At 43.5% G+C, this 20,194-nt stretch carries 20 protein-coding genes; 6 read left to right on the top strand and 14 right to left on the bottom strand.

Annotated elements, in window-relative coordinates:
* The first annotated feature begins 67 nt into the window (after positions 1 to 67).
* Genes OQY15_RS06815 through OQY15_RS06805 form a run of 3 tightly spaced genes read left to right on the top strand, consistent with a single transcriptional unit; the run spans position 68 to position 3,993 of the window.
* Positions 68 to 1,165, top strand: a complete 1,098-nt coding sequence (locus OQY15_RS06815; protein ID WP_265789328.1) for a VWA domain-containing protein — start codon at positions 68 to 70, stop codon at positions 1,163 to 1,165.
* A gap of 17 nt (positions 1,166 to 1,182) precedes the next feature.
* A complete protein-coding gene (locus OQY15_RS06810; RefSeq protein ID WP_265789325.1) occupies positions 1,183 to 2,685 on the top strand; it encodes a sigma 54-interacting transcriptional regulator in 1,503 nt (500 codons plus the stop codon).
* Between the two features lie 30 nt (positions 2,686 to 2,715).
* On the top strand, positions 2,716 to 3,993 hold the full coding sequence (locus tag OQY15_RS06805) for a metallophosphoesterase (RefSeq protein WP_265789323.1): 1,278 nt from the start codon (positions 2,716 to 2,718) through the stop codon (positions 3,991 to 3,993).
* Positions 3,994 to 4,024: 31 nt separating this feature from the next.
* Here OQY15_RS06805 and OQY15_RS06800 read toward each other — a convergent pair whose 3' ends face one another.
* Genes OQY15_RS06800 through OQY15_RS06790 form a run of 3 tightly spaced genes read right to left on the bottom strand, consistent with a single transcriptional unit; the run spans position 4,025 to position 8,294 of the window.
* A complete protein-coding gene (locus tag OQY15_RS06800; protein ID WP_265789321.1) occupies positions 4,025 to 4,714 on the bottom strand; it encodes a response regulator transcription factor in 690 nt (229 codons plus the stop codon).
* 4 nt (positions 4,715 to 4,718) lie between these two features.
* Complete coding sequence (locus OQY15_RS06795; RefSeq protein ID WP_265789319.1) at positions 4,719 to 6,389, bottom strand: HAMP domain-containing sensor histidine kinase; 1,671 nt, start codon at positions 6,387 to 6,389, stop codon at positions 4,719 to 4,721.
* A 12-nt stretch (positions 6,390 to 6,401) separates the two neighbouring features.
* Positions 6,402 to 8,294: a prolyl oligopeptidase family serine peptidase gene (locus OQY15_RS06790; RefSeq protein ID WP_265789317.1), complete on the bottom strand. Its 1,893-nt coding sequence runs from the start codon at positions 8,292 to 8,294 to the stop codon at positions 6,402 to 6,404.
* Between the two features lie 189 nt (positions 8,295 to 8,483).
* Here OQY15_RS06790 and OQY15_RS06785 point away from each other — a divergent pair, with 189 nt between their 5' ends.
* Genes OQY15_RS06785 through rfbC form a run of 3 tightly spaced genes read left to right on the top strand, consistent with a single transcriptional unit; the run spans position 8,484 to position 11,170 of the window.
* Positions 8,484 to 10,292 (top strand): tetratricopeptide repeat protein, encoded by a 1,809-nt coding sequence (locus OQY15_RS06785; RefSeq protein ID WP_265789315.1) that lies wholly within the window; start codon positions 8,484 to 8,486, stop codon positions 10,290 to 10,292.
* 16 nt (positions 10,293 to 10,308) lie between these two features.
* Positions 10,309 to 10,611, top strand: a complete 303-nt coding sequence (locus tag OQY15_RS06780) for a DUF4286 family protein (RefSeq protein ID WP_265789313.1) — start codon at positions 10,309 to 10,311, stop codon at positions 10,609 to 10,611.
* Between the two features lie 4 nt (positions 10,612 to 10,615).
* Complete coding sequence (rfbC, locus tag OQY15_RS06775) at positions 10,616 to 11,170, top strand: dTDP-4-dehydrorhamnose 3,5-epimerase (RefSeq protein ID WP_265789310.1); 555 nt, start codon at positions 10,616 to 10,618, stop codon at positions 11,168 to 11,170.
* 225 nt (positions 11,171 to 11,395) lie between these two features.
* Here rfbC and OQY15_RS06770 read toward each other — a convergent pair whose 3' ends face one another.
* From OQY15_RS06770 to OQY15_RS06720, 11 genes are all read right to left on the bottom strand, one after another.
* Complete coding sequence (locus tag OQY15_RS06770; protein WP_265789308.1) at positions 11,396 to 12,238, bottom strand: flagellar motor protein MotB; 843 nt, start codon at positions 12,236 to 12,238, stop codon at positions 11,396 to 11,398.
* A gap of 2 nt (positions 12,239 to 12,240) precedes the next feature.
* Positions 12,241 to 12,891, bottom strand: coding sequence for a DUF2461 domain-containing protein (locus OQY15_RS06765; protein ID WP_265789306.1), 651 nt, complete (start codon positions 12,889 to 12,891; stop codon positions 12,241 to 12,243).
* 16 nt (positions 12,892 to 12,907) lie between these two features.
* Positions 12,908 to 13,156: a hypothetical protein gene (locus tag OQY15_RS06760; RefSeq protein ID WP_265789304.1), complete on the bottom strand. Its 249-nt coding sequence runs from the start codon at positions 13,154 to 13,156 to the stop codon at positions 12,908 to 12,910.
* 29 nt (positions 13,157 to 13,185) lie between these two features.
* Positions 13,186 to 13,758, bottom strand: a complete 573-nt coding sequence (locus tag OQY15_RS06755; protein WP_322973303.1) for a DUF420 domain-containing protein — start codon at positions 13,756 to 13,758, stop codon at positions 13,186 to 13,188.
* A 39-nt stretch (positions 13,759 to 13,797) separates the two neighbouring features.
* The gene (locus tag OQY15_RS06750) at positions 13,798 to 14,511 is read right to left on the bottom strand and encodes an SCO family protein (RefSeq protein WP_265789302.1); all 714 of its coding nucleotides are present in this window, start codon (positions 14,509 to 14,511) and stop codon (positions 13,798 to 13,800) included.
* The gene (locus tag OQY15_RS06745) at positions 14,508 to 14,867 is read right to left on the bottom strand and encodes a cytochrome C oxidase subunit IV family protein (protein WP_265789300.1); all 360 of its coding nucleotides are present in this window, start codon (positions 14,865 to 14,867) and stop codon (positions 14,508 to 14,510) included. Before OQY15_RS06745 ends, OQY15_RS06750 begins: the two co-directional genes overlap by 4 nt.
* A 20-nt stretch (positions 14,868 to 14,887) precedes the next feature.
* Positions 14,888 to 15,595 carry a cytochrome c oxidase subunit 3 gene (locus OQY15_RS06740; RefSeq protein WP_265789297.1) on the bottom strand — a complete coding sequence of 236 codons (708 nt, stop codon included), beginning with the start codon at positions 15,593 to 15,595 and terminating at the stop codon, positions 14,888 to 14,890.
* A 30-nt stretch (positions 15,596 to 15,625) separates the two neighbouring features.
* Entirely contained in the window at positions 15,626 to 16,216 is a 591-nt protein-coding gene (locus tag OQY15_RS06735; RefSeq protein WP_265789295.1) for a cytochrome c oxidase subunit 3, read from the bottom strand.
* 9 nt (positions 16,217 to 16,225) lie between these two features.
* Positions 16,226 to 17,128 carry a heme o synthase gene (gene cyoE, locus OQY15_RS06730; RefSeq protein ID WP_265789293.1) on the bottom strand — a complete coding sequence of 301 codons (903 nt, stop codon included), beginning with the start codon at positions 17,126 to 17,128 and terminating at the stop codon, positions 16,226 to 16,228.
* An 18-nt stretch (positions 17,129 to 17,146) separates the two neighbouring features.
* Positions 17,147 to 18,205 carry a COX15/CtaA family protein gene (locus OQY15_RS06725; RefSeq protein ID WP_265789291.1) on the bottom strand — a complete coding sequence of 353 codons (1,059 nt, stop codon included), beginning with the start codon at positions 18,203 to 18,205 and terminating at the stop codon, positions 17,147 to 17,149.
* Between the two features lie 85 nt (positions 18,206 to 18,290).
* Positions 18,291 to 20,189, bottom strand: a complete 1,899-nt coding sequence (locus tag OQY15_RS06720; protein WP_265789289.1) for a cbb3-type cytochrome c oxidase subunit I — start codon at positions 20,187 to 20,189, stop codon at positions 18,291 to 18,293.
* Positions 20,190 to 20,194 lie beyond the last annotated feature (5 nt).

Genomic DNA, 20,194 nt, shown 5'->3' with positions numbered 1-20,194 from the left:
TTTTACAAGCGGCTAACATTACTACGGGGCTAAACTTTTACCTTCGATATACCGTTAATATAAGTATATGAGAGGTTTCCATTTTTCAAATTTTCAAGCTGATGACCTGCCGAAAGGTGGATTTGATGAACTGCTGAAACTATTCACACAATTGTTGAATTATACAGCAGGTGATGCAGGTGAAACGCTGGCCTGGATGAATGAGCTGGATAAACAGTATAAGTTTACCAATGGCGATTATGGGATGGGCGATTTCATTGATGAGCTGAAAGAAAAAGGCTACATCAAGGAAAACCCAAAAGATGGGGAGATGGAGATTACCTCGAAAACTGAGCAGACCATCCGCAAATCTGCATTGGAGGAGATCTTTGGTAAACTTAAAAAAGCCGGAAAGGGAAACCATAATAGTAACTTGTCCGGTATCGGTGAAGAAAAGAATGCCGACCGCCGGGAGTATTCTTTTGGGGACAGCCTCGATCAGATCGATATGACGGCTTCTATTCAGAATGCACAGATCAATCACGGTATAGGGAATTTCACGCTTACAGAACGGGATCTCGAAGTAGAAGAAAAAGATTTTAAAACGCTGACTTCTACAGTTCTGATGATCGATATCTCGCACTCCATGATCCTCTATGGTGAAGACAGGATCACTCCCGCAAAAAAAGTAGCCATGGCTCTTGCCGAGCTGATCAAAACCAGGTATCCAAAAGATACGCTGGATATTGTGGTATTTGGAAATGATGCCTGGCCGATCACGGTGAAGGATCTTCCTTATCTGCAGGTTGGCCCTTACCATACCAATACTTTCGCCGGACTTGAACTGGCTGCCGATTTGCTCCGACGCCGTAAAACTCATAACAAACAGATCTTTATGATCACGGATGGCAAACCTACCTGTCTCAAGGAGAATGGCCGCTACTATAAGAACAGTATGGGGCTCGACAGGAAGGTGATCAATAAAACGCTGAACATGGCGGCACAATGCAAGAGGCTGAATATCCCTATCACCACTTTCATGATTGCCCAGGACCCTTACCTGCAGCAATTTGTAAGGGAGTTTACGCAGATTAATGGTGGAAGAGCATTTTACAGCTCCCTGACAGGTTTGGGAGAATACATATTTGAAGACTATATCAAAAACAGAAGAAAAACGGTACGTTAACCGGAGATACATATCATATGGATTATAAATCAATTAAAACTCTTGGCGAATTAAAAGCCTCCAATTACGTTTCGTTAACAGTTAAAGATGAATTGCGCAAAAACCTTATTCAGCAGCTGCAAAATAAAGATGCTGGCTTTGAAGGTATTTTAGGTTATGACGACACCGTTATCCCCGAATTGCAAACCGCTATCCTCTCCAGACACAATATTCTCTTGCTGGGTTTAAGAGGTCAGGCCAAAACCCGTATTGCACGTTTGATGGTCAACCTGTTGGATGAATATATTCCCTATGTAACGGGAAGTGAAATATTTGATGATCCGCTGAACCCTATTTCTTGGTATGCACAGCAGGAAATAGAAACGCATGGTGATGCAACTCCGATCAGCTGGCAGCACCGCTCTGACCGCTATACAGAAAAGCTGGCTACGCCTGACGTAACTGTGGCAGACTTAATTGGTGATGTAGATCCGATTAAAGCAGCTACCCTAAAGCTGACCTACAATGACGAACGTGTAATCCATTTCGGATTGATCCCGAGAGCGCACCGCAGTATTTTTGTGATCAACGAACTTCCGGATCTGCAGGCACGCATCCAGGTAGCCCTGTTTAACATGCTGCAGGAAAAAGACATACAGATCAGGGGCTTCAAATTACGTCTGCCACTCGATGTGCAGTTTGTGTTTACCGCAAACCCTGAAGATTATACCAACAGGGGTTCTATTGTAACTCCGCTGAAAGACAGGATAGAAAGCCAGATCTTAACGCATTATCCAAAAACTATCGCCATCTCCAGGAAGATCACTTTCCAGGAAGCGAAAATTACTGAATCGCAGAAGCTAAAGGTTGAAGCTGATGGCCTGGTGAAAGACCTTGTGGAGCAGGTAGCATTTGAAGCACGTAAAAGTGAATTTATCGATCAGAAATCAGGGGTATCTGCACGTTTAACGATCTCTGCCTATGAAAACCTGATCAGCTCTGCCGAAAGGAGAATGCTGATCAACAGGGAAGAAAATACTTTTGTAAGACTCTCAGACCTGACGGGAATTATTCCTGCTGTAACGGGAAAAATTGAGCTGGTATACGAGGGAGAACTGGAAGGGCCGGCAAAAGTTGCCAACACCTTAATCGGAAAAGCGATTAAAACGCTGTTCAGCCGTTTCTTCCCGGATCCTGAAAAAGCAAAGAAAAGCAAAACTGCCAATCCTTATCAGGAAATTACAGACTGGTTTACGGATGGTAATACCCTGGATATTGCAGATGGGCTTACGGCAGCGCAGTACAAAAAGGAGCTGATGCAGGTAAAAGGACTCAACGAACTGGTGAAGAAGTTCCATCCTAAGCTCAGCGCCAATCAAACCCTGTTACTGATGGAGTTTGTCTTGCACGGACTGGCAGAATATTCTCAGCTGAGCAAGAAATATCTTGACGGAGGTTTTGGATTCTCAGACATGTTCGACAGCTTGTTTAATACCGAGATTGGCGAAGATGAAGACGATGAGGATATCGACTTCAGATAATTAACAAAATTTATTTTACTATACTTACTAATGGGCCGACTACCCTTTCTTATTGCAGGATGCCTGTTAATTCTGGCCTTCGATTACTATTTTGTTAATGCAGCGCTTTCTGTCTTCAAAAACTGGACTGAAAAAACTAAAAGGATATTTACCCGCATTTACTACGGGATCAGTATTGCGCTGATCATCGGCGTATTTGCCGGTATATTTTTCAATATCTTCCTGTCCCTCCGGGCCGTGATCCTGGTCTCTTTTTTCCTGATCACTGCCAGTAAATTTGTGATGCTGTTGTTCCTGCTGGTGGACGACCTGCGCCGGGGACTGGTCTTTATCTACCGGAAAATTTTCGGAGGTCCGCAGAAACCACATACAGAAAAAATCAGTACCTCTGAAGACGATACAGAGAAAATCAGTCGTTCTTCATTTATTGTAAAAGCGGGTATTGTAGCTGCTGCTGTGCCACTTTCTTCTCTAACCTGGGGAATTGTCTCGGGTGCCTACGACTATCAGGTGAGACGAAAAACATTGTACTTCCCAAACCTGCCTGCAGCATTTGACGGCATTACGATGGCGCAGATATCCGACATCCACTCGGGCAGTTTCTACAATCCCAAAGCTGTCAGGGGTGGTGTAGAAATGCTGCTGGGCGAGAAACCCGACTTCATCTTTTTTACGGGCGATATCGTCAATGATATGGCCAATGAGATGAGGGATTACCAGGATATTTTCAGTAAAGTGAAAGCCCCTCTGGGGGTGTTCTCCTCCCTGGGGAACCATGATTACGGAGATTATCACTTTGGCAGGGAACCTTCGGCAGCTAAAGCCAGAAACCTGCAGGATGTTATCAAAACACACAAAGTGATGGGCTGGGACCTGCTGATGAATGAACACAGAAGGCTTAAAGTTGACGGTGAAGAGATCGGAATATTGGGTATCGAAAACTGGGGTACCGGCCGTTTCCCTAAGTATGGGAAGATGGAACTTGCCGTAAAAGATACGGACGACCTGCCGGTGAAGTTACTTTTGTCGCACGACCCATCTCACTGGCGTGCAGAAGTGCTGCCGAAATATCCTCAGATTGATGCCATGTTTAGCGGCCATACACATGGAATGCAGTTTGGCGTGCGTACTGAGAAGTATCAGTGGAGCCCTGTAGAATATATTTATAAGGAATGGGCCGGCTTATATCAGGAGCAGCAGCAACAGCTGTATGTGAATGTTGGTTATGGCTTCCTTGGCTTCCCCGGAAGAGTGGGTATTTTGCCTGAGATCACGGTTTTCACCCTTAAAAAAGGACCAAAAGTATAGCCTGAGATCCTCAGGCTATACCAGTTTTTAACTACCCTGCATTGAAGCGGTAACCAATACCCCGTACAGTTTGTAACAACTGCGGATTATCCGGGTTCAGCTCAATTTTCTTTCTCAGGCGTACAATGTGCATGTCCAGCGTACGTGTGTTCACGTCAGAGTTATAACCCCATACCACCAGCATCAGCTCATCACGGTTGATCACCTTATTAGGGTTTCTGAGGAAGTATAACAGTATCCTGTTCTCCAGTATAGTCAGCTCGATTTTCCTTCCGTTACGGTACAGCGTATGAATATTTGGGTGGTGTTCCATATCCCCGAAACGGTGAATCTCCGAGCGGTCATTGTTCAGGAGGAATTTAACTTTGCTCTCGATCATTGCTACCAGCACATCCATATTAAAAGGTTTCGACACATAGTCGGAAACCCCGAAATTATAAGCATCGATTTTATCTACGTCCTGCGCCTTAGCCGTCATCATGATGATCAGGTTTTCAAAGCCTTTCTGGCGTACCTCTGCACAAACCTCAGAGCCTTGTTTTCCCGGCAGCATCCAGTCGAGCAGCACAATATCCGGTTTCTCTTCCAGGATCATTTTTACAGCAAGCTCACCGTCGCCATTTTCCAGCACGTCATAACCTTCCGATTTCAAACGGTGTACTACTAAAAATCTTAAATTCTCATCGTCCTCGACTATTAGTATTTTAATTCCTTTAGACATATTATTAATTATTATAAGGCAGTACTATTTTAAATTCTGTTCCTTTATTTACTTTGCTTTTTACCGTAATTTCCCCCTTCATAAATACCACCAGCTCCTTACAGAATGCCAGCCCCAGTCCTACACTGCCATTCTGGTTATACTGATTCTGTATGCGGTAAAACTTCTTGAAGATATTATTGATCTCCGGCGTCGGAATCCCAATTCCATGATCTATAAACCTGAAAACAACTTTCCCCTTGATCAGTTTCGCCGAGATATGCAGCTTTTTTAATTCCGGTGGCGAATATTTATAGGCATTCTCCACTAAATTATCAAAAAGGCTGCCTAATAATACAGGATCGGTGATAAAAGTAATAAAACCTGATACCTCATAGGTCACATTGAAATCAGGATGTTTAAGCTGGTGAGATTCAACAGTACTCTCTATAAAGTCTTCAATATAGATCTCATCCCTGTTCAGTTGAATGGCCTTATTCTCAATCTGTGTAAAGGCCAGCAGTTTATTCATCAGTCCATTGAGCTTGTCGGCCTCCTCATCTAGGATCTTACCGTATAGTTTCAGCTCACGCTCCGTCAGTGCATTGGCGCTTTTGATATTATTTCCGGCAATCTTGATCACACTTACAGGTGTCTTAAACTCATGCGTAAGGTTGTTTACAAAATCGTACTGCAATTTAAACATCTTATGGTTGATGTTCAGGTTTCTGTAGATCAGGTAAGCCACCAGCACCAGCAGACTATAGAACAATAAGATCAGCAATGCAATCGGAAGAAAATAGTTCAGTATCTCCCGGTCTACAAATGACTTCGCAGAAATAAAGTAGAGTTTATAATCTGAAAAGGGTCCCGGCAGTGTGATTTCTGTAGCCACATAATCCGATGAAGTATTCAGAGGATCATAGGTCAGCGGTTCTATCCTGATGTTCTGGTATAACTTTTTCCTCGTATTGATGATCTTTATCTTATAGGGATCGAGGAAGAACGATAACATATCCTGCTGGTACACCGGCATCGGGTCAAGCTTCTTATGCAACATCTCCTTGTACACCTTCAGGTCTTCAATCCGGGGGATATTCAGATATGTAATCTTATTGGAGCGGATGATACTGAAGTTGGTAAACAGTTCATCCTGGCTGTGCGCTTTGGTGGTATCGAGCGCCGCGATATAGGAGATAAACTTGATGCCAAGGGCATTGAAATCGTCCCCTATCGTGAAGTTTTTTGTGTTCTCCTTTGAAAAGAGCTTTACCGAATCAAGGGGCACAAAATCTCCGAACTGGTAGATATTCTTGGGACCGAATGAGAAATGCTGACGTGCATTCAGTCCGTCTTTCACATAGAAGTTATTGATCTCAGAGTCATAAAAGATCACCTTTGAGACAAAGGGATAATCATTCAGGACAGTATCAACGAACTTGGCTGTAGTGGCAGAATCGAGGTATCCGTTGTAATACGAGATCTCAGGCACCTTATTCGTAAAAAACTCATTGTAGGGTTTGATACTTTCCTCCAGCACCTTAACTTTCTCAGAAACAAACTCATTTTCAATGAATTTCTTGCTAAAGTTGTAGGCCAGAAAGAGTGACAGCACAAAAAGGGCAGAGATCAGAACAATAAAAGTCAGGATCAATAAAAAATTTTTACGATAGCCACTGTATCTCTCTGATGCCATTCTTGTTTTTATCTATTTCTTAGACAGATTAGCGGATAAAAATTGCTCGAGGCCGGCGTATAACTTTTGACGGACTTCTTCACCACTGGCAGAAGATTCATTATTTTCCTTTTCCAGATAGGTAACTTTTACATTTCGCTTTTGCAACTCCTTCACAAACTGTATGGCCTCTGCAGAATTGCCGGCAAGGTCTTTCGGACTTTGCGCAATAAAAACAGGGACTTTAAACTTGTCTGCATGAAAAACCGGAGATGCCTGCCTCATATAATCAACTTCGGTAACCGGGTTTCCGATAATCTCGTAGTACATCTGCAGGTTAGTCTTCAAAAATGGAGGTATAGATTTTAAATAACTGAATAAATTAATCACCCCAGAGTTGGAACCACCGCATGCGTACATTCCCGGACTCGAATATAAGCTATTCAAAGCAATATATCCTCCAAAACCTGTACCATAAATAGCTATTCTTTTGGGATTCGCTATTTTCTCTGCTATGAGCCACTTCACCCCATCACTGATATCGTCACGTATTTTTTCTCCCCACTGCTTAAATCCTGCAGCGTTGAAGGATTTGCCATAACCCGTGGATCCCCTGTAATTGATCTGGAATACGGCGTAGCCCCTGTTGGCAAGAAATTGCACCTCTGCATTGTAACCCCATGAATTTCTCATTCCAGGGCCATTATGGGGTAATACCACTACGGGAAGATTTGCGGCAGCTTTATTCAGTGGAAGCGTCAGATAGCCCTGAATCTTTAGTCCGTCACGCGCAATGAAGCTTACCGGCCTCATGTTACTCAATTCCGACTCCTTCACATAGGGATTAAAGTCGCTCAGCTTCCGTATCGTACCCTTGCCGGCAAAATACAGATAGTAGGACCCCGGATTTCTATCCGTAAACGTCCGCACAATAAAGGCACTTTCCGCTTTATCCCTGCCTATGATACGAGATTCTGTTCCAGGAAGTAGTTTATCCAGCTTTTTATAGAGTTGCTTGGCGCTACTGTCCAGGTAATATTTTTCTTTTTTCCAGCTTTCACAAACCACAAAGGAAATTCTTTTTTTGGATTCCGAGTACTGCGCATCCACTACATTGAGCGTATCATTCCTGAAGAGGATCTTATTTTCCTTGCCCGTTGTGCAATCCAGTTCTACCAGGGCATTTTTGTCCCTGTTTACATTGGATATGGCATATACAATATGAGGTCTGTCACCAGCGATAGCAATGGGCTTAAGTGTAGTTTTAAAATTATTGGTGATCACAGGTTTGAAGACCCTGGTTTCCGTATCCCGGTACAGCAGCGTCTCATTTACCCCATCGCTGGACGTTGCCAGTCTCAGCTTACCTCTTGAATCTGTAATCCAGTCGGTAATATTGCCAGGGTTTTTCGCTGCCATTTCCATATGGCCATCCCTAACATTTAAACGGTAAACATCAAATACCGTAGAGTCCCGCTTATTGGAGGATACCAGCAGAAACTTACCATCAATAAGCTCGTCTTTTAATACCCGCATCCGGCTTTGTCCGTTATCGCTGAGCTTCCGTTCCTCAGCACCTTCCTTATTGATAATAAAAATATCCGACAGCCGTTCAGCGCCCCCCTTCTCTTTGTAATAGATCAGCTCATCATTACTTACCCAGGAATAATAATTGATATTTTTATCCTCCACCTTAGTGATCTGCATGGATTTTCCGGAGCTAAGGTCTTCTACAAAAAGATTTTGTTTATTATCAACCATCTTAAGATAGGAGAGTATTTTACCGTTTGGAGATAACGCGTAATAACCCCTTTCCTGCGATTTAAAGAAGTCGGCCACAGGAATTATTCTTACTTGCTCCTTTTGCTTACAAGCGGCGAAGAGGAAAATAAAAACAAGCAAAAAATATCTTTTGTCTAAGATCATAGCATGCAAAAATACATAACGCTACCTGCCTATCAGGTAATACAGTAATATTGTTACCTTATGTCAAAACATGAAAGCGGATTTGAAAATAGCCATATTTACCGAATGCAGAAATAATTGGAGGTAACAATTAAAGTACTTAGGAATAGGATTTCTTTCTTAATTTAGTAAATCCAGCATCCACGCGTCATGATAAAAAGATTTGTGCTCCTGATTTTCGCCCTGCTCCCCCTTCATATCATTGCCCAAACCAACAACGATGATGACCTGGCTATGCAATATTACCAGCAGGGAAACTTTAAGAAGGCGGCCGAAGTTCTGGAAAAGCTTTTCTCAAAAACAAAGGATGAAGCTTATTTCGGTCTGTATTTCAATGCACTGCTCAAGTCAAAACAGTATCAGGAAGCTGAAAAGGTAACCAAAAAACTAATCCGTCAGAATCCCGCCTCCCTAAAATATGAGATTGCGCTGGGAAGAATCTATAAAGAGGAAGGGCAGCAGGACAACGCAGCAAAAACCTTTGAGCATATCGTCAGCAACCTGCCCAAAGATGAAACGGCGATCCGGGAAATTGCCAATAACCTCTACCAGATTGAAGAATATGATGTGGCGATCAGGGTCTTTCAGCAGGGCCGCGAAATATTGGGTAACCCCGGCGCTTTTACCTTTGAACTGCTGAGCCTGTACCGCTACAAGAAAGACAAGAACATGCTCATTCAGGAGTTTGTGAATGCACTCTCCACCATGCCGCAGATGCTCGCGCAGGCACAAACCGTGCTATCTGCGGTATTTGAGGGCAATGGCGACTACCTCAATCTGCAGAATGCGCTCTTTAAGAAAATTCAGAAGCAGCCGGAAAATGAATCCCTCAGTAAATTACTGATCTGGCAATACCTGCAGCAGCAGGAATATGAGATGGCCCTGCGCCAGCTGATTGCCCAGGATAAGAGAACCCGCGGAGATGGCACAGCCGTGTTTGAGCATGCCCAGATCTTCAGTTCCAATAAGGCTTATGACACAGCTATCAAAGCCTACGAATACCTGCTGGCGAAAGGCAAGGACAATCCCTGGTATCTATCTTCCCGTTTATCCCTTGTAGACGCCCGGTATCAGGCACTGCTGCAGGGTAAAAATACTCAGGCGGAAGTCAATGTACTGGCCAGTCAGTATCAGGCAATCCTCACAGAATACGGCAGCAATTCGAAGACACTTTTCGCCCTGCGCAAATGGGCCATGATACAGGCTTACTACCTGCAGCATCTGGACAAGGCCGAAGAAGCACTGGAATCTGCAATCCGGATCCCCGGAGCAACCGCCCCGGAAATTGCGGAGATGAAACTGGAGCTTGGGGATGTCTACGTGCTCACAGGTCAACCCTGGGAGGCTATCCTCGTATACGGGCAGGTAGCTAAAGATTATGAAAACCAGAATATCGGCAATGAGGCAAAGTACCGCTCAGCAAAATTGTCATTTTACCAGGGCAACTTCAGCTACGCCAAGTCACAGGCTGATGTTCTCAAAGCCTCTACTACGCAGCTGATCGCCAATGATGCACTGAACCTCAGTCTGCTGATCTCGGATCACCTGGAAAGCAGCAGCGACACCCTGGCACTTAAAATGTATGCAGCAGCCGAATTTATGCAATTCAGGAACAACTACAAATCAGCATTAGAGAAGCTGGACAGCATTTCAGTCCTCTATCCCCAGCATAGCCTTGCCGACGATATCCTGATGGCCAAATCAAAGATATACCTCAAAAAAGGGGATTTCATGAAGTCGGCAGCATTACTCAAAGAGCTGGTGGATCATCCCCAGAAAAACATCTGGACAGACGATGCGCTGTTTATACTGGCCGGCCTGTATGAGGAACAGCTGCAGCAGCCGGAGGAGGCAAAGCTGCTTTACCAGAGGCTGATCTCGGAATTCCCGGGCAGTATGTTCACAGCAGAAGCCCGGAAACATTTCCGGAAACTTCGTGGGGACAATATTGAATCATAGTTTATATCTTTGCTTTATGTTATTATACAACGTTACGCTGATTATAGAAGAGGCTGCTGAAGAAGCATGGCTTCAATGGATGCAGGCAGAACACATTCCGGAAGTAATGGCTACCGGTATGTTTGTTTCCAACAGACTTTTAAAAGTACTGGATTCTCCGAATGAAGGTGTTACCTATTGTGTACAATACGTTGCTCAATCGATGGAGGAGTACGATACTTATCAGCAGCAGTTTGCACCAGCATTACAGGAAGAATTAAACAACCGGTTCAGGGACAGATTTGTGGCCTTCAGAACCTTAATGGAATACGTAGCTTAATCATATGAATTTTATACCGACACCGATAGCAGATCTGTTTATCATCGAACCAAAGGTTTGGAAAGATAACCGTGGCTATTTTTACGAAAGCTTCAGCGGCCGTGCTTTTGCGGCGGCAGGCATTGAGGCCGATTTTGTTCAGGACAACCAATCCTTCTCTCAGAAAGGTACTTTACGCGGCCTGCACGCTCAAAAAGCTCCTTTTGCCCAGGGTAAACTGGTACGTGTAATCCAGGGAAGTGTGCTTGACGTTGCTGTAGATGCAAGAAAAGAATCTCCTACTTACGGTCAGCATTTCAGTGTTGAGCTGAGCGGCGACAACCACAGACAGCTTTGGGTACCACCAGGATTTCTGCATGGCTTCCTGACGCTAGAAGACAATACGATCTTCACCTACAAGGTGACAAATTACTACGACAAGGACTCCGAAGTGGGTGTGATATGGAATGACCCTGATCTGAACATCAACTGGGTTGCAGACCTAAACCCTGACGAGCTGCTGCTCTCCGATAAGGATCTGGTATTGCCCCAATTTAAAGATTGGACAAGTCCCTTCTAATAAAGGAAACTGATATAAACCATCTGTTAGCATTTGCTGATGAGCACCCTGCTACATACAATCTAAAAAAAACGATACCCTTCATCATGACCTGGCGTTCTTTTGCGCAGCAAATTAATGCAGTCATGATGAAGGGTATCGTTTTTTTTAGCGAAGCCGGAATTAACCTCAGCTCCCCCTAAGATAAAGTATAGGGAAATGGAAAGAGAGATGGAAAGGTAATGGCTATTGTTTAATCAGATTATACAATTCATCCAGCTTAGGCGACAGTACGATTTCAATCCGTCTGTTCTTGCTTCTTCCCTCCGGAGTAGTATTTGCCTCCAGGGGTTGAAATTCTCCCTTACCCGTCGCTGTAAGTCTTATCCCTGGTACTTTCTCATTCTCTGTAAGAAAACGAACCACAGAGGTAGAGCGCAACACGCTCAGGTCCCAGTTATCTTTGATCTGACCAAGGTTATTGATCTTTTGTGAATCTGTATGACCTTCTACTGCAATAATTATCTCAGGCTGCTCTTTCAGTACTTTTGCGAGCTGCGACAAGGCCTGTTTGCCCTTCTCGTCTATTACAATACTGCCAGACGGAAATAGTAATTTATCCGTAAGTGAAACATAGACCTTCCCGTTCTTCATCTCTACTGTGAGCCCGCTCTTCGTAAATCCAAGCAAAGCTCCCTGCAGTTTTTCCTTTAGTTTATTTGATGCTTCATCGCGTTTGCGAAGCACGTCTTCTACTTCTTTCAAACGCTGTTCACGTTTCTTCAGGTCGTCAGACAGCTTGCTGATCTCCGTTGAGCTATTGGTCTTAAGTTTTTTATAGTTACCACTTACCTGGTCATACTTTCCCTGCAGTTCATTTAACCGCCCATTAAGGTCTGCTGTATCACGTCTTAATTTAGTGACCGCTTTTTCCAGGTTGCTACCAGATAACTGCGATTCAGACCAGCCATTATTCAGGGAGTCCTGTCTCGCCAGCAATGCTTTATATTTCTTGGGAGATAACACCACGCAAGAGGTAAATGCGCTGCCCATTAAAGCGATCGCCAGAAACAAAAATATTCTATTCATGGTTATTGTACTACGGCTCTTTTCAGAAACTGAATAAAGGGGTAAATACCCTCAAAAGCCTTTTTTAAATGGTTAACAATTGATGGTTTAAATAATTCCTCATCGCTGATGGGGAAAGAAGCGATGTAGCTCTTAAGCTTGAGCAGCTCAATCTGCGGATGCGAAGGATCGTATCCTTTCGGCGCTTTTTTCAGCGAGTCTTCCGTACTCAGGGTATAGAGAGAGGTAAAGCCCTTAGCCTCTATAATCTCAAGAAATTCAGAAGTATTGTAATCTATCTCTTCTCTGATATTTTTGAGATCTGCTGCTTCAGGCATCCAGTAACCTCCGGCAAAGAAAGACTTGCCTGGTTGCAAATGAAGATAGTACTCAGGTCCTTTACTCCCTTTAATGGAGAAAGAAATTCCATAATTATTTTTGTAGGGACTTTTATTCTTACTGAACCTGATGTCCCTGTAGATTCTCATCAGGCACTTTTTCGGTTCAGTTTGTGTTTCAGGGTCTATAGCCGACAACACCGGGATCAGCTCTGCAATAAACGCCAGTACGTCAGCCTTTGCGGTTTCGTAGCGCTCTTTATGCTCGGCAAACCACTCTCGGTTATTATTGTCGACCAACTCCGTCAAAAAAGCCAGGGTTTCTCGCTTGATCATATCATGTATTAATTCGCTATGAAATTTTGGTTGCGTTGGTACGGTATTTTTTATACCATAACACTCCCAGGGCACCTATCATGAGATAAGGAATAGCCATCAGGTACAATACACCCGAGTTGATACCCTTAGCCTGCGTATTTCCATTCTTCACGCCCTGCTCTGCATTGATTGTACACATGGCACACTGTGCCGATGCAGAACTCATTCCAGTACCACCCAGTACAGAAATAAACAGAATAATGATCAGGATTGTCTTTTTCATAATATTATATTAATAACGTGTATACTACACTAAAAATTGTAATAAGGAGAGATCATCAGGTAAACAATTACACCAGTAACTGCCACATATAACCATACAGGATATGCCCATCTCACGATCTTGCGGTGACGTTCCACCTGCATACTGAAACCACGTAGAAAGCTAATTAAAATCAGTGGCAGCACCACAATCGCCAGCATAATGTGTGTGAACAGGATGAAGTAATAGATAAAACGCGTAATCCCTACACTTGCCTTTTCTGCTGCTGTTACAATCCCATTATGGTCTATATCTCCAAATTTAGTATCCTTTTCATATAAATGGAAAAGAATATAGAAAACAAGAAATAAGGCTGACAAAACAAAAGTAATTACATTCGTCACCTTATGTGCCTGGATGTTCTTGCGTTTGATAAAGATCAGCGAAATAATCAGCAGGACAGAACATACTGCATTGATGCCACCAATCACATGCGGCAAGATGTAGATGAAAGAAGGTCGCGGTTCAGGAGGTGGCACTAATTTCAGCGCTACAACTACCACCAATACTACGGCTGTAACTATCCAGATCAGCCGCAGGAAAATTTTATCATTTATATTCATTGAAATCTTTTGTATGGATGTGAAACATCCTTTTTAACATCAAACAGGTTCTTTTGCTCTTCTCGCACGTAATTCCTCAGCTACCAGTACCTTCACCTCATCATTGAGCTTAGACAATGCCTCCTGATTGGTGGCATCATAATAGCCCCTGATCCGGTGCTGTGGGTCCAGCAGTACAAACAGGTTACTATAAATAAACTTACGCTCCCCCTTATCAAATTCCTGATGCGCATCAATAAACAGCCCCTTGTTGATCCAGTTATACACAGCCGTGCTGTCACCTGTCAGCAAATCCCATTTACCGGCCTTTGCGCCCAGTTTGGCAGCATAAGGTTGCAGCTCAGCCGCATGGTCTGTTACAGGGTCTATACTCAGTCCTGCAAGACGGATCATATTGTTTGTACCATAAGTCTGCAGGTAGGCCCCCATCGCCTTATTGGCGAACTCCACGGCATAGTTATTGCCTTTGGTATAAAACAAGTTCAGCACCACTATCCTTCCCCTGAAATTATGCCAGCTTAAGGTATCTGCTTCCTGGTTTACAAATCTGAAATCCGGCAGTTTGTGATAGATCGTATCCGGGATCTTCTTGCCGTGGAAAGTATGAAAAGTGGAAGCCACTGCTTTGGGACCAAAGAAAGGAAGCGGTTTATACCTGTTCTTTCCCTTGTCGACAAGCTCATAATATAAAAATCCCGGTACCGCTAAGATGGCTACCAGGATTAATACTTTTTTTATTGAAGCAAGCTTCATGAATGAAGAGGCATATGATCGTGCAGGTAACCGCCTTCAATCAACATCAGCGTAATAAAGTAAGCGATGAAGATAAATGCGAGTCCCATTGACAAGATAAGACCTGTTTTCTCAAATTTAAGGTGCATAAAGAAAGCCACAATGTAATAAGCTTTCAAAAGCGTTAACAGAATATAGGCAATGTTAGCAGCTCCGCGTGGGATCATACCTGCTGGCAGGATCACCAATGCAATGATAAATTCTACTACAGTTATTCCCAATAAAATAAAGAATACCTGCCAGATTTTTGATTTACTCAAGCCTGCATGATCATCATGCTCATGGCCATCTGTTGTGTGTATGTGTTGTTCAGACATAATATATTTTTCTAAGGAAATTAAACTAAATAGAAGAAGGTAAATACGAATACCCATACCAAATCCACAAAGTGCCAGTACAGACCTACTTTTTCAACCATCAGATAGTGACCACGTTTCTCGAAAGTACCGTTGATAGTCATTAACAAAATGATAATATTGATCACCACACCACTGAAAACGTGGAAACCGTGGAAACCTGTAATCGTAAAGAACAAGTTAGCAAACTGCTGTGCAGCTACATTTGAAACAGGGCCGGTAAAAAACTCCTGTAATTTTTCTGCATCAGGAATAGATCCCCACCAGAAACCTTCATGGTGAAGGTGAGTCCACTCTAAAGCCTGACAGCCAAGGAACATAAATCCACCAATAATGGTAGCGATCATCCAGCCTACAACCTGGCTTTTCGCGCGTCTGTGGCCAGCTTCAACAGCTAATACCATCGTCACCGAACTCATGATCAGGATAAAGGTCATGATACCTACAAACACCAACGGTGCACCTGAATCTTTAATACCAGGAATCGACTGGAATACCAGATCCGGATTTGGCCATGCAGTTTTAGAAAAACGTTGGGCTCCGTAATAAACTAATAGCGAAGAGAAGGTAAACGCATCAGATAGCAGGAAAAACCACATCATTAGTTTTCCATATTCTATCGACCATGGTGAACGGCCGCCACTCCATGGAGTAGTCTTTACCTGATCTAATTGTGATAATGAATCCATTTTAAAAATTGTAATAGTTTGTTAAAAAGTCTAACTGTTCAAAAGTAAAAAAACATACAGATATATCCACAATATATCTATAAAATGCCAAAATATAGAAGCGATCTCGATACGATAAACCGCTTTTTGTGCCGGAACATTTGTGAATGCCCCGTAGAGACTAATAGCAATGAAGATCAGACCAGCCACAATGTGCAGCAAGTGCATTCCTGATACAATATAGATCAGAGAAATTGCTGCATTGTTGTTCACCAGCGTAGCACCCGTTTGGTATAAGGCAGACCAGGCATCAATCTGGAACCAGCCAAATACAAGACCCAGGATCAGCGTAGCCGATAAGAAGATCTTTTGCAATTGCAGGTTCTGATTACGTACCGCCTTGGCACCCAGGAACAGGCAGATGCTGCTCAGCACCAGTACTGCCGTGCTGTACATAAACACATCAGGAAGAACCAAACCATGCCCCTTACCTTTTGATGCTGCAAACACGATATAAAAACTTGTAAATCCACCGAACATAATCGTGGAGGAAACTACAAACAGCCAAAGTATAAACTTCTTGGCCTTCAACGATGGTGGAAGCTCCTGCCCCATTTCTCCCTGATTTAATGTATGTACCATATTAAAACCCTATTTTCCTATAAAATCAAACAATAAAACCAACTGCACCAGAGGGATGTAAAAGAATGAAGCAAACATCACCTTACGTGCACTCACTATATCCTGCTTCATCATCAGCTGCAATCCATACCAGGCAAATATCAGCCCTGCGATCAGGGAAAATCCTGCAATATAGTAACCGCCAAAGTTATATATCGTTGGCAGCAAACTTACAGGTATCAGTATCAGCGTACTTACAAATACAAAAACCGCACTGATCTTATCCCTTTTCTTTGTCGGCAGCAACCTGAATCCTGCCTTTTTATAATCATCATCAAGTACCCATGCAATCGCCCAGAAATGTGGGAACTGCCATACAAATTGTACCAGGAACAAGATTCCCGCAATTTCGTAGTCCACCGGCATAAAATGCCTGATGTGTCCCAACGCGGCAAGGTATCCTATCAGTGGCGGCAATGCCCCGGGAATAGCACCTGCAAATACCGCTATGGGAGACTTTCTCTTCAGAGGCGTATACACAAAGGCATACAGCAGAATAGAAAATACAGACAACAAACCCGTTTCCAGGTTGAGCTTGCCCAAAAGCCATGTACCCAGCATCCCCATGATCAGCCCCATTACCAATCCCTGTCCGGTAGTCATTCTGCCGGCAGCCATAGGACGGTCCATGGTACGCGTCATCAGTTTATCCAGGTCTACCTCAATGATCTCATTAAAGCAATTCGCGGCAGCAGTAACCAGAAAACCACCAGCTACCAGGATCAGCCAGTTGCCCCAGTCGATTCCGGGAACCTCTCCACGGGCCACCTGCATTCTTGAGCCAATCAGAAAAGTGATTGAAGCAGAAAATACAACCAGGAATGTAAGCCTGAATTTGATGAGTTTGGATAGATCTGCGAAAAATAATTTCAATTCTTATTTATTTTAATGTTACTGATTATAAGTATTTGTTCTGTAAACCAGCAGATATAGGTAAAACTGAAGAGTAAACAAGACTGTTGAGAACACTAAATGTACGACCTGCATTACCGGAGGCAGCGCAAAGTTAGACAATAATAGCCCACTTGCAATTTGAATTAACAAAACCACCAGGATTGAATTACCAAGCCTCAGCTCCGTCGCCCTGCCACCAAACCTGTTCATCACAATCTGGTATACCAGCACATTGACAATCGCAACAAATATCGCCAGATCCCTGTGGTAAGAGAACATCTGCCCTGCCTTAATTACCCAGGTCTCCCGCTGTTGGTACAGTAACTGTTTTGAAACCGCATCAATAGCCTCCCTTACTTCCGTTCCCAGCGTAATCTGGATCACACTCAAAACAATAGAAGCCATTATCAGCACCCTTAGCCACACCACCTTCGACATGATCACCGTTTCCTCTTTATGCAGTGCATTCGCATAGTAATACGTATACACGAGAATGGCGAGGATAACCAGTGCCAGCAGCATGTGCAGCGTAACAATCCAGGCCAGCAGGTTTGTAGAAACCACTATCGAGCCCAGCCAGCCCTGAAAGCCTACCACTATCAGATTGAAGATACTCAGAACCACAATCCTTTTAGCGTTTTTCCTGTAAGTAAATGAAAGAACAACCAGTCCAATCAGTAAAAAGCCTGTGGCTGCACCGGTAAGCCTGTTGATATATTCCGTATACGTTTTTGCTACGTTAAAGTCTTCAGGGACAGTAATCGTCTGGTCGTGGCGTATACTGTCAGCCATGTCCTTCCTGCCCATTTTGTCCAGCATTGCAGCAAAACGTTCATTCTTTTTGATCCTCCCGGCCACATATTTCTCCTTGTAATCCTTTGGCAGCTGATCTACAGCTGTCGGCGGAATATACTGGTCAAAACACTTAGGCCAGTCCGGGCAACCCATTCCAGAACCCGTACTTCTTACAATGCCACCCGCGAGGATCAGCACAAGAGTTACAATAATCGTGATCAGGTTTAGCCGGATAAATCTATGCTCAGATTTAGGAACCATTGATATAGTTATGTTAAAAAAAATGAGGTTACTGACAAGTATATACTCATGCAGATAACCTCATTGTATATTTTAAACCACCGGATTAGTGAAAATGCACTTCAGTTTTTTCCGGGGCATTTTTAGCATCCCACTCTCTCTGGATACGCTCAGATTCAGCGTTACCTTCAAAGTCATGTGGCATGTTAGACAACATTGTTTCAGAGTAAGGAACAGTCTGAGGGATGAAATCCTGCTCAGCACCTGGTTTACTGTAGTCATATGGCCAGCGGTGTACTGTAGGAATTTCTCCCGGCCAGTTACCATGGATATGTTCAACCGGTGTAGTCCATTCTAATGTATTAGATTCCCAAGGGTTCTGTGTAGCTTTTTTACCGAAGAAGATCGAGTAGAAGAAGTTGAACAGGAAGGCCACCTGAGCCAGTGCTGCTACAATTGCAGACCAGGTTACAAAAACGTTTACAGTAACCCATTTTTGCATAAATTCAAACTCAGTGAATGCATAGTAACGTCTTGGTACACCATCCAGACCTAAGAAGTGCAGCGGGAAGAATACCAGGTAAGCACATACGAAAGTAACCCAGAAGTGCAGGTAACCTAGTTTAGCGTTCATCATTCTGCCGAACATTTTAGGATACCAGTGATAAACACCGGCAAGCATACCAAAGATTGCTGCAGATCCCATTACAAGGTGGAAGTGGGCAACAACAAAGTAAGTATCGTGTAAGTTGATATCCAGTGAAGCGTTACCCAGGAAGATACCTGTTAAACCACCAGAGATAAAGAATGACACCATACCGATCGCACATAACATTGCAGGAGTAAACCTGATATTACCGCGCCATAAAGTAGCCAGATAGTTGAAAGTCTTAACCGCAGATGGTACTGCAATGATCAGCGTTGTGATCATAAATACACCACCCAGCAGCGGGTTCATACCTGTTACAAACATATGGTGACCCCATACGATGAACGACAGGACAGTAATACCAATCAGTGAGTAAACCATCGCATGGTAACCAAAGATCGGCTTTCTTGCGTTTACAGAGATCACCTCTGAAGAGATACCCAAAGCAGGCATAATTACGATATATACCTCAGGGTGACCAAGGAACCAGAATAAGTGTTCCCAAAGGATTGGAGAACCACCTTCATTTGGCAATACCTGGCTGCCCATTACGATATCAGATAAGTAGAAACTTGTACCGAAGCTACGGTCAAAGATCAACAGAACCACACCCGCTACAAGAACCGGGAATGAAAGTACACCCAGGATAGCAGTAAGGAAGAAAGCCCAGATTGTCAAAGGCATTTTCCAAAGGTCCATCCCTTTAGTACGCATGTTTAATACTGTACTTACATAGTTGATACCACCCATCAGCTGTGAAGCCACGAACAATACCATACTCGTTAACCATAACGTCATACCTAAACCAGAGCCCGGGATTGCTTTAGGCAAAGCCGACAGCGGCGGATAAATTGTCCATCCGGCACTTGCAGGACCTGTTTGTACGAAGAACGAGCTCATCATAATGATACAAGCCACAAAGAACAACCAGTAAGACAGCATGTTCATAAATGGCGAGGCCATATCCCTTACTCCCAGTTGAAGCGGGATGAGCAAGTTACTGAAGGTACCACTTAATCCTGCAGTCAGTACAAAGAATACCATGATGGTACCATGTATCGTTACAAGAGCGAGGTAAAAGTCAGGTTTAATCCTTCCGCCTTCAGCCCATTTACCTAAAAATGTCTCAAGGATAGGAAAGCTTTTATCCGGCCAGGCCAGCTGAATACGGAATAAGATAGACAATCCCATTGCAATAACAGCCATAACGATACCAGTTATTAAAAACTGTTTAGCGATCATCTTGTGATCCTGGCTAAATACGTACTTCGTTAGGAAAGATTGTTCGTGGTGCCCATGATCGTGATCGTCATGGTGACCGTTGTTATGTGTATCGTGTAATGTTATAGTTGACATAATGC

The sequence above is a fragment of the Pedobacter sp. MC2016-15 genome (genome assembly GCF_026239695.1).
In the GTDB taxonomy this organism is placed as follows: domain Bacteria; phylum Bacteroidota; class Bacteroidia; order Sphingobacteriales; family Sphingobacteriaceae; genus Pedobacter.
This window is presented reverse-complemented; position numbering and strand designations above follow the sequence as displayed.

Bases quoted from the DNA above. Each gene is read 5' to 3' on its own strand.
- OQY15_RS06815 (WP_265789328.1), top strand. From the start codon at position 68: ATGAGAGGTTTCCATTTTTCAAATTTTCAAGCTGATGACCTGCCGAAA.
- OQY15_RS06810 (WP_265789325.1), top strand. From the start codon at position 1,183: ATGGATTATAAATCAATTAAAACTCTTGGCGAATTAAAAGCCTCCAAT.
- OQY15_RS06805 (WP_265789323.1), top strand. From the start codon at position 2,716: ATGGGCCGACTACCCTTTCTTATTGCAGGATGCCTGTTAATTCTGGCC.
- OQY15_RS06800 (WP_265789321.1), bottom strand. From the start codon at position 4,714: ATGTCTAAAGGAATTAAAATACTAATAGTCGAGGACGATGAGAATTTA.
- OQY15_RS06795 (WP_265789319.1), bottom strand. From the start codon at position 6,389: ATGGCATCAGAGAGATACAGTGGCTATCGTAAAAATTTTTTATTGATC.
- OQY15_RS06790 (WP_265789317.1), bottom strand. From the start codon at position 8,294: ATGATCTTAGACAAAAGATATTTTTTGCTTGTTTTTATTTTCCTCTTC.
- OQY15_RS06785 (WP_265789315.1), top strand. From the start codon at position 8,484: ATGATAAAAAGATTTGTGCTCCTGATTTTCGCCCTGCTCCCCCTTCAT.
- OQY15_RS06780 (WP_265789313.1), top strand. From the start codon at position 10,309: ATGTTATTATACAACGTTACGCTGATTATAGAAGAGGCTGCTGAAGAA.
- rfbC (WP_265789310.1), top strand. From the start codon at position 10,616: ATGAATTTTATACCGACACCGATAGCAGATCTGTTTATCATCGAACCA.
- OQY15_RS06770 (WP_265789308.1), bottom strand. From the start codon at position 12,238: ATGAATAGAATATTTTTGTTTCTGGCGATCGCTTTAATGGGCAGCGCA.
- OQY15_RS06765 (WP_265789306.1), bottom strand. From the start codon at position 12,891: ATGATCAAGCGAGAAACCCTGGCTTTTTTGACGGAGTTGGTCGACAAT.
- OQY15_RS06760 (WP_265789304.1), bottom strand. From the start codon at position 13,156: ATGAAAAAGACAATCCTGATCATTATTCTGTTTATTTCTGTACTGGGT.
- OQY15_RS06755 (WP_322973303.1), bottom strand. From the start codon at position 13,758: ATGAATATAAATGATAAAATTTTCCTGCGGCTGATCTGGATAGTTACA.
- OQY15_RS06750 (WP_265789302.1), bottom strand. From the start codon at position 14,511: ATGAAGCTTGCTTCAATAAAAAAAGTATTAATCCTGGTAGCCATCTTA.
- OQY15_RS06745 (WP_265789300.1), bottom strand. From the start codon at position 14,867: ATGTCTGAACAACACATACACACAACAGATGGCCATGAGCATGATGAT.
- OQY15_RS06740 (WP_265789297.1), bottom strand. From the start codon at position 15,595: ATGGATTCATTATCACAATTAGATCAGGTAAAGACTACTCCATGGAGT.
- OQY15_RS06735 (WP_265789295.1), bottom strand. From the start codon at position 16,216: ATGGTACATACATTAAATCAGGGAGAAATGGGGCAGGAGCTTCCACCA.
- OQY15_RS06725 (WP_265789291.1), bottom strand. From the start codon at position 18,205: ATGGTTCCTAAATCTGAGCATAGATTTATCCGGCTAAACCTGATCACG.
- OQY15_RS06720 (WP_265789289.1), bottom strand. From the start codon at position 20,189: ATGTCAACTATAACATTACACGATACACATAACAACGGTCACCATGAC.